6 protein-coding genes are annotated in these 7,511 nt (G+C 64.5%); 5 read left to right on the top strand and 1 reads right to left on the bottom strand.

Annotated features, from left to right (window positions below; all coding sequences use genetic code 11):
* The 5 genes from OFY01_RS30495 to OFY01_RS30475 all read left to right on the top strand — a co-directional run.
* A partial coding sequence (locus tag OFY01_RS30495; protein ID WP_266605420.1) for a PTS transporter subunit EIIC occupies positions 1 to 1,180 on the top strand: 1,180 nt, incomplete at its 5' end.
* 253 nt (positions 1,181 to 1,433) lie between these two features.
* A complete protein-coding gene (locus OFY01_RS30490) occupies positions 1,434 to 2,711 on the top strand; it encodes a PTS transporter subunit EIIC (RefSeq protein ID WP_266605418.1) in 1,278 nt (425 codons plus the stop codon).
* 219 nt (positions 2,712 to 2,930) lie between these two features.
* The gene (locus OFY01_RS30485) at positions 2,931 to 3,140 is read left to right on the top strand and encodes a hypothetical protein (protein ID WP_266605416.1); all 210 of its coding nucleotides are present in this window, start codon (positions 2,931 to 2,933) and stop codon (positions 3,138 to 3,140) included.
* Between the two features lie 71 nt (positions 3,141 to 3,211).
* Positions 3,212 to 5,377: a peptidase domain-containing ABC transporter gene (locus OFY01_RS30480; RefSeq protein WP_266605414.1), complete on the top strand. Its 2,166-nt coding sequence runs from the start codon at positions 3,212 to 3,214 to the stop codon at positions 5,375 to 5,377.
* Positions 5,374 to 6,726, top strand: a complete 1,353-nt coding sequence (locus OFY01_RS30475) for a glycosyltransferase (RefSeq protein ID WP_266605412.1) — start codon at positions 5,374 to 5,376, stop codon at positions 6,724 to 6,726. The genes OFY01_RS30480 and OFY01_RS30475 overlap by 4 nt, the downstream gene beginning before the upstream one ends.
* On the opposite strand, the gene OFY01_RS30470 is transcribed toward OFY01_RS30475, so the two are convergent.
* On the bottom strand, positions 6,650 to 7,402 hold the full coding sequence (locus OFY01_RS30470; RefSeq protein WP_266605410.1) for an MBL fold metallo-hydrolase: 753 nt from the start codon (positions 7,400 to 7,402) through the stop codon (positions 6,650 to 6,652). The two genes, OFY01_RS30475 and OFY01_RS30470, sit on opposite strands and share 77 nt — an antisense overlap.
* Positions 7,403 to 7,511: the final 109 nt, after the last annotated feature.

The following is a 7,511-nucleotide window of genomic DNA, read 5'->3' as shown; positions in this document are numbered from 1 at the left end:
CGCCGCGGGTATCGTCAACCGGCTCGGCCAGCCCGACGTCTTCGGAGACAACGGGCTCGGCTGGACGAACGTCGCCAAGGTCTTTGCAGGTGCGGGCGGTGCGCTGCTCGATCCGGACATCGGTCTGCCGCTGATGTTCTGCATCGGTGTCGCGATCGGCATGGCGAAGAAGGCGGACGGATCGACGGCGCTCGCGGCGGCGGCCGGGTTCCTGGTCTACCGGGGTGTGCTGCACCAGTTCCCGCAGGACTGCGCGCACGGGGCGAAGGCGGTCTCGATCGGATGCCAGGCAGCGGACGGCACCCTGAGCGCGTTCACCTACCAAAATCCGGGGGTGTTCGGCGGCATCATCATGGGGTTCTTGGCCAGCTTCTTCTGGGTGCGCTACCACCGCACGAAGCTGGTCGACTGGCTCGGGTTCTTCAACGGCCGCCGCCTGGTCCCGATCATCATGGCGTTCGTCGGCATCGTCTTCGCGGTGATCTGTCTGGGGATCTGGCCGCCGGTGGGTACCGGCCTGGAGAACTTCTCCGACTGGCTGAAGGGGCTCGGCGCGTGGGGTTCGGGCATCTACGGTGTCGCGAACCGTGCGCTGCTGGTCATCGGCCTGCACCAGTTCCTGAACGTGCCGATGTGGTTCCAGTTCGGCTCGTACACGAAGCCGGACGGCACGGTCGTGCACGGCGACATCAACATGTTCCTCAGCGGGGACCCGAGCGCGGGCATCTACCAGTCGGGCTTCTTCCCGATCATGATGTTCGCGCTGCCCGCGGCCTGTCTGGCGATGTATCACTGCGCGCGGCCGGAGCGGCGCAAGGCGATCGGCGGCATGATGATCTCGCTCGCGCTGACGTCGTTCGTCACGGGCATCACGGAACCGATCGAGTACTCGTTCGTCTTCATCGCTCCGGCGCTGTACGCGGTGCACGCGGTGCTCACCGGTGTGTCGATGGCGGTGACGTGGGGTCTTGGTGTCCATGACGGCTTCAGCTTCTCGGCGGGCCTGATCGACTACGTGATCAACTGGGGTCTGGCGACCAAGCCGTGGCTGATCATTCCGATCGGCCTGTGCTTCGCGGCCGTGTATTACGTGGTGTTCCGATTCGCGATCACGAAGTTCGACATCAAGACGCCGGGCCGTGAACCGGCGGAGGAGGTCGAGGACATCACGAGGGTCTGAGGGCGGCCTCCAGCCTCCCCTTGAAGGCCCCCCGGACTTCTGGTCCGGGGGGCCTTCAACACATCTGAACCGTCGCCTCCACATATGTCTCAGGCCACAGAATCTCCGGGTTCCTTATCCGGCCCTCACCGTGCTACAACAGGTCTACACCACTCAGTGGTGTAGACCTTGTGGTCATCGGCCACGGTCCCCCCGAGACGCCGCCGTCCCACAACATGTCCCCTTGGCGGCGCCTGCCCCACTGGAGGAAGTTGTGTCCACGGCTAGTGCCGCGCCCGCGGCCGACAAGAAGAAGGGCGCCGGCGCAATGGCGGTCATGCAGCGCATCGGCCGCAGCCTCATGCTGCCGGTCGCAGTGCTGCCCGCCGCCGCCTTGCTGGTCCGATTCGGGCAGTCCGACATGCTCGGCAAAGACTCGTTCCCGACCATTGTCAACAAGCTCGCCGGCTACATGGCCGCAGGCGGTGGCGCGCTGCTCGACAACATGCCACTGCTGTTCTGCGTCGGCATCGCCATCGGTTTCGCCAAGAAGTCGGACGGTTCCACGGCTCTCGCCGCCGTCACCGGCTACCTGGTCTTCCACAAGGTCCTTGCGACCTTCACTGACAAGAATCTCCCGAAGGTCGCAAGCGTCGTCGACGGCAAGATCGTCATGAATGAGGCCCCGGTCGACGCGGGCGTTCTCGGAGGCGTGGTGATGGGCATTGTCGTCGCCCTCCTGTACCAGCGCTTCTACCGAACCAAGCTGCCCGACTGGGCCGGCTTCTTCGGTGGCCGTCGCCTGGTACCCATCCTCTCCGCGTTCTCGGGCCTCGCCGCCGGCATAGTCTTCGGCCTGATCTGGCCTGTCCTCGGCACCGGCCTGCACAACTTCAGCGAGTGGCTTGTCGGTTCGGGGGCGTGGGGTGCGGGCATCTTCGGTGTCGCCAACCGGGCGTTGATCCCCATCGGCATGCACCACCTCCTGAACTCGTTTCCCTGGCTCCAGGCCGGCTCCTACGACGACGGAGGCACCACCTACCACGGCGACATCGCCCGCTTCCTGCACGGCGACCCGACCGCGGGCCAGTTCATGACCGGCTTCTTCCCGATCATGATGTTCGCCCTTCCGGCGGCCTGCCTGGCCATCACGCACTGCGCACGGCCTGAGCGCCGCAAGGTCGTCGGCGGCATGATGTTCTCGCTCGCACTCACCGCGTTCGTCACCGGTGTCACCGAGCCGATCGAGTTCACCTTCATGTTCATCGCGCCGGTCCTCTACGCGATTCACGCCGTACTCACGGGTGTCTCCATGGCGCTCACCTGGGCGCTGGGTATGAAGGACGGTTTCGGCTTCTCCGCGGGCGCGGTCGACTACCTCCTGAACCTCGGCATCGCTTCCAAGCCCTGGATGCTCGCACTGGTCGGCCTGTGCTTCGCGGCGGTGTACTACGTGGTCTTCCGGTTCGCCATCATCAAATTCAACCTGCCGACGCCAGGCCGTGAATCCGACGAGGAACTGGCCGAGTTGGAGACGACCAAGACCAAGTAGCCCTGCTGCACGCCTCTCACATCTGGCCCCGGCCCTCCGGCCGGGGCCAGACGCATCCGCCGCCCCCATCCTTTAAGCCGTGTATGCCGCATGTCACAGCTATTAATGACTAATCACCCTTGATCACTAGATCACTTGGAATATAGCGTGATCAACGGGTCGCGACCGCACCCAACTGGGCCATGACCAGGCCCGGAAGCTACAAGAAGTGGGGAACCGATGAGCCTTTCCACGCTCCGCGACATGGAGTTCACAGCACTCACCGATGAAGAGGCGGCAGCCGCCTCCGGCGAGGGCAAGAAGCCCTCGCGCTGGCAGTGCTCGGCCTGGTACGCCCAGTCACTCAACCCGTTCGCCTGCGGCGGCTCGATGACCGACTGGTACAAGCTCTGGAAGAGCGAGGGTTGCGACAAGCTCTACGGCAAGTGAGTTGACGAAGAGGCGTGTGCCCTTCCCCGGCGGAAGGGCACACGCCTCTTTCCATTCGCGGGGGTTCTTAAATGAAGTGGCAGAAGTACCACACCCATCAAGAGGGCGAGAGCGACTGCGGCCCTGCTTGTACACGCATCGTGCTACGCAGACACGGCATCAATGTCGACAGCGCGATCCTGCGGGAATCCATCGGTCTCGGTGATCAGGGCTCCAACATGCTTGCCTTGCGGCAGGCACTGGCCGACTACGACGTAGAAGCCGAGCTGTTGAGGCTGACCATTCCCGAGCTCAGGCAGGCGCTGGCTGTGGCAGGACCGGCGATCCTGCTCCTTGATGACGACGGGTACCGCCATTTCGTCGTGGCGCACGACATCACTGCGCAGGGCGATCTCACGATCAGTGACCCCCTCTTCTCACGTGTCCGCAGGCTGCCGGCGCATGAACTGGCCAGGACGTTCCGCGGCGAGACTCTGATCACGGACAATCCCACCGGGCCAGGGCCGACACTGCGCTCCCGTTGGGGTTCTCTGCACGCCCCTCGCCTCCTGTGGGACTCGGCACGAAAGGATCGCCGCACTCTCGCATCGATTCTTCTTGCCACCATCACCGTCTCCCTCATGGCCCTGGCCATCAGCCTGTTCGTCCAGATAGCTGTCGACGCTGTCGTGCAGGGCGGTTCAATGAGCGCTCTGACAACGCTGTCCTCCGCATTCGTCGCCCTGGCCCTGGCCGCATCATGCCTCCAGTACGCGCGAGGACGCATGGTGGTGACGGTCAGTCAGCGGCTGCAACGGCGGCTGTCTCGCCGTTACACGGAGAAGCTACTGAAGCTCTCACCGTCGTTCTTCCGCAGCCGCAGGACGGGCGATCTCGTAAGCCGGTTCGACGATGTCCAGGAGATCCAGGGGCTGGTCACCACGACAAGCATCGGCGCGGCCATCGACCTGTTCGTCGTACTCACTGTGGGCGGGTATCTACTTGTCACGAACGCGCTACTTTTCGTCTTCCTGATACCGCCGGTCGTCTTCAACATCCTGAGCTCCTCACTGCTTTTCCCTTCAATTCGCGAATCAGCGGAAGAAGCCCTGCAACGCGACGCGACCTTGAAGTCCGAAGCGGTCAACCTCCTCCAAGGACAGGCCGAACTGGCGTCCTACGGCCGACGTAGTCTCGCACTCCACAGGCTGACCAATCTCCTCGACCGGCGGATCGCGGCAGAGACCCGGCTGGGCCGCCTCGAGAACCTGAACAGCGTTATCAAGGTAGCGAACCAAGCGGTCTTCACGGTGGTCGTCACATGGCTGGCACTGATCCATGTACACAAGTCGGAGCTGACCATCGGGCAGGTCTTCTCCTACCTGACCATGGCGGGTTACTTCCTGACCTCAATGGAATCGATCGCCTCCCTGCAGATCACCTTGCAACGTGCGGCGACCGCGCTCGGACGCTACCGGGACATCGCACTCCAGAAGGAAGACCCCCGGCTGACCCTCGACGCCGACGAGGCCGAAGTACCACAGGACCCGATGGACATCGAGATCGATGCACTCCGGGTCACACATCCGGCTGCCTCACGCCCGGCCGTCGACAGTCTGTCGCTGACCATTCCCGCCGGGCACAGCATTCTCGTTCGAGGTGGCAACGGCTCAGGGAAGAGCACGCTTCTCACCGCCCTGGCCGGGTTGATGTCCGAGTACTCGGGGAGCATGAAACTCGGAGGCGCGGAAGTGCGACGCGTGGAGGACGCGACCCTGCGGCAACACATCCTCTATGTTCCTGAAACACCCACCATTCTCGCCGCCTCCGTGCGCGAGAACCTCACTCTTGGTGTGGATCACCCCGAAGAACACATCAGAAGAGCCTGTCGGTCCGCACGCATCATGGACGTCATTGATGCCCTCCCCGAAGGTATGAACCACCGTCTCCGAGAGGGAGGCACTGGACTTTCGCGGGGGCAGCTCCAAAGGCTCTCACTGGCCCGAGCACTGTTGCACGCGCCGCGCGTTTACCTCTTCGACGAGAGTTTCAGCGGAGTCGACCGGGATACGTTCCAGGAGATCTGGACCGAACTCAGTGCGCTCGGCTCGACCAGACTTCTCGTCTCTCACGGAAGTGTGCACGACATCCACATCGACTTCTGTTTCTCACTGGACGGGAGCGATGCGGTGCATCCGGTGCCCTCGCCGCAGCCGACACATCCCAGAGACAGTCGTCTGCAGAAAGTCCAGATATGAACATCACCGACCTGATACAGCTCGCGCACTCGGCTCCTCCCTCCCCGCTCTGGGAAGATGTGAAATTGATCAACGCGGTGAGTCACGAACTCGCTGCGGAACCGCTCCCGATCACGGATGTCGACTCGCTCGTCGACGGCTACGACCGGTTCCCTTGCCCCCCGGTCACCGCCGCGGTTCTCACGCGCGACGAGGCTGGACTCATCGGCCCGTGTCTGTCTGCCCTCGTACACGATGCCGGACAGGTCCTGGTCATAGATTCAGGCTCGACCGACGACACCCTGCTGCACGCCGCTGCCGCACACCCACAGGTACGCGCACTGGAGGTGCCCTGGTCCGATGATTTCGCCCACCACCGGAACGTGGCACTGCGCGAGATCCCGGATGGCTGGGTGATGTTCGTGGACGCGGACGAAACCCTGTATGAGGAGGATGCCGGGCACATACGCCGGGCGCTTCACGCCCTGGACTATCTGCTGCCGGACACCGATCTCTCGGTGTGCCCGGTCATCACGGACCTGGACGGCACGACATACACGGAAAACCGTCGGATCCTGCGCGCCGCCACGTCTTCCAGGTTCCGCGGGCGGGTCCATGAGCGCCCGTACGACCCCGCCGGAAACATCCCACCTCGCGCCTACGTCTCCGCCCGTTTCAGCCATCGGGGCTACACACCGGAAGAGGTGGCCCGGAAACAGAAGCGCAGCCGCAACGGCCACCTCCTGAGCCTGTGCCGCGAGGAAGAACCAGCGAATCCCAAATGGATCTACTACGAGATCCGCGACACGGTCGACCGCCGCACTGCCGGCCCTGAGGCTCTCAAGGAGCACTTCGCAAGGCTGGCCACAGCAGTCGAAGCGCTGGAACCATCGGACGGACCGGACTGCGTGAGTGAACTCAGATCCGACTTCTGGGTGCTGCTGTGCGAGCTGGCCCTGGGTTTTGGCGGTACGGCGGAAGTCACCCACTGGGCAGATCGCCTCGAAGCCGTCGGAGGGCACATCGAGGCCACCTACTTCCGCAGTGTCATGGAGACGAGTCGGCTCGTCTCCCGTCTCTCGGTAGTCGCCGACCGGATCACCGGAATGGAGAAGTGGGAAACGCCGGACAATCGCCTCCTCCTGGCCCGGCTGTTCGAACTGCAGACCACCATCGCGCTGGCCTGCGGCCGGTACGAGCTCGTCGTACCGGCGCACCGGAAGGCGACAGAACGCGGAGCGGGCGCCGGGCTCAACGACGACATCGAAGAGCTGGGGGAACTGATCGACTCGCTCAGACTTCGTACGACCTCCCCGGCGCCGCCAGTTCCACCGGCCCCCCGTACACCGCCCGCGCGTCCGCGAGGTTGACCTGCGGGTCGGTCCACGGCGGGATGTGGGTCAGCACCAGCCGCTTCGCACCGGCGTGCCGGGCCGACTCGCCCGCCTCGCGGCCGTTGAGATGCAGGGCGGGGATGCTCTCCTTGCCGTGTGTGAAGGCGGCCTCGCACAGGAACAGGTCGGTGTCCGCGGCCAGTTCGTCCAGGGCGGGACACGGCCCGGTGTCGCCGGAGTACGTCAGGGCACGGCCGCCGTGCTCGACGCGGATCGCGTACGACTCCACGGGATGGCACACCGCCTCCGTCCGTACGGAGAACGGCCCGATCTCGTACGAGCCCGGCTTGACCGTGCGGAAGTCGAAGACCTCGCTGAAGGCGGAGGGCGAAGGGGCGTCGGCGTGCGCCGTGGTCAGGCGCTGCTCGGTGCCCTCGGGGCCGTACACGGGGATCGGGGCGCAGCGGCCTCCGTCGTGGCGGTAGTAGCGGACGACGAAGTACGCGAGCATGTCGATGCAGTGGTCCGCGTGCAGATGGCTGAGGAAGATCGCGTCGAGGTCGTAGAGACCGCAGTGGCGCTGCAGCTCGCCCAGGGCGCCATTGCCCATGTCGAGGAGCAGCCGGAAGCCGTCGGCCTCGACGAGGTAGCTCGAACAAGCCGATTCCACGGACGGGAACGACCCCGAGCAGCCGACGACGGTGAGCTTCATGAAAGCCGATACCTCCGCGCTGGCGGTCAGGAGCGGGACGGAACGTACGTACGTGCGTGCGTGCGTCGTGCGAGGGAGTCCGTCGAGAGTAAGGCGCGAATCGTGCGGT

The sequence above is a fragment of the Streptomyces beihaiensis genome, from assembly GCF_026274175.1.
Classification (GTDB): domain Bacteria; phylum Actinomycetota; class Actinomycetes; order Streptomycetales; family Streptomycetaceae; genus Streptomyces; species Streptomyces beihaiensis.
This window is presented reverse-complemented; position numbering and strand designations above follow the sequence as displayed.

Bases quoted from the DNA above. Each gene is read 5' to 3' on its own strand.
- OFY01_RS30475 (WP_266605412.1), top strand. From the start codon at position 5,374: ATGAACATCACCGACCTGATACAGCTCGCGCACTCGGCTCCTCCCTCC.
- OFY01_RS30470 (WP_266605410.1), bottom strand. From the start codon at position 7,402: ATGAAGCTCACCGTCGTCGGCTGCTCGGGGTCGTTCCCGTCCGTGGAA.
- OFY01_RS30485 (WP_266605416.1), top strand. From the start codon at position 2,931: ATGAGCCTTTCCACGCTCCGCGACATGGAGTTCACAGCACTCACCGAT.
- OFY01_RS30480 (WP_266605414.1), top strand. From the start codon at position 3,212: ATGAAGTGGCAGAAGTACCACACCCATCAAGAGGGCGAGAGCGACTGC.